Raw genomic sequence first — 1,066 nt, 5'->3', positions numbered from 1 at the left:
CCTGAATTCATAGAATAAGCGCAACGCTTGAAACGAGAGGCAGAGAGCCAGCCACCGGTAGAATCCAGGCTCTCACACCGAAGGATTCAAGCGCAGATGACTACGCATTACCGGCAGCTGACTCAGGGACAACGTTACCAGATTGAGGCTGGCTTGAGCGCCGCAGAGAGCCAGGCGAGCATTGCAAAGCGGGTCGGCGTGCATCCCTCGACGATCAGTCGCGAGGTTCGCCGCAACAGCACCCAGAATATCTACAAGGCTGTTTCTGCGGCCCATGAAAGTGATGCTCGTCGAGCGGGTGCGCGCAAGTTTTGCAAGCCGGCGACATGGCTCAGCCATCATCTCCCGGTGTGGCTCAAGCATGGCATGAGTCCGGAGCAGATCGCCCAGCGGTTGAAGCAGGAGCAGCCAAGCCGGGCGGTCAGCCATGAGTGGATTTATCGGTTCATTGCCGCCGAACAGCGCGCCGGTGGTGAGCTTTATACCTATCTGCGACATCGCCGAAAGCGCTACCGGAAACGCTATGGAAGCCACGATCGGCGCGGGCAGCTGCGTAATCGCGTGTCAATCAGTGAACGCCCAGCCGAGGTCGAAAGCCGCGAGCGCCTGGGGGACTGGGAGGGCGATACGGTACATGGACTGGGCGGTAACCTGGTGACCCTGGTTGATCGCAAAAGCGGCTATCTGAGCGCCTATCCGGTCAAGCGCAGAACGCGCCGGCAGGTAACGCGGGCGATCAATCTGATGCTTCAGGGCCATGCCGCTCACACGCTGACGCTGGATAACGGAAGGGAGTTTGCCGGGCATGAACGCATCGCGCTACGGAGCCAGTGCCAGGTCTTTTTTGCAGACCCCTATTCATCCTGGCAACGTGGCACCAATGAAAACACCAACGGTCTGCTCCGCCAGTATTTCCCCAAGGGCAGCGACTTCAGCAAGCTGACCGTCGAAGCCGTCAATCGGACAGTAGCGAGGATCAATCTACGCCCGCGCAAGCGCTTGGGCTGGAAGACGCCGTACGAAGTGCATACAGGGGTGAGCGTTGCACTTATGTGTTGAATTCAGG

General features: G+C 59.1%; 1 protein-coding gene. It reads left to right on the top strand.

Translation table 11 applies throughout. The features are described from left to right. Positions 1–96 precede the first annotated feature (96 nt). Entirely contained in the window at positions 97–1,059 is a 963-nt protein-coding gene (locus BLL38_RS29985; RefSeq protein ID WP_004577240.1) for an IS30-like element ISPpu17 family transposase, read from the top strand. Positions 1,060–1,066 lie beyond the last annotated feature (7 nt).

Origin of the sequence: Pseudomonas gessardii (assembly GCF_001983165.1) — a bacterium.
In the GTDB taxonomy this organism is placed as follows: Bacteria; Pseudomonadota; Gammaproteobacteria; order Pseudomonadales; family Pseudomonadaceae; genus Aquipseudomonas; species Aquipseudomonas gessardii.
The sequence above is the reverse complement of the archived record's forward strand: the minus strand, read 5'-3'. Positions and strand labels throughout refer to the sequence as shown.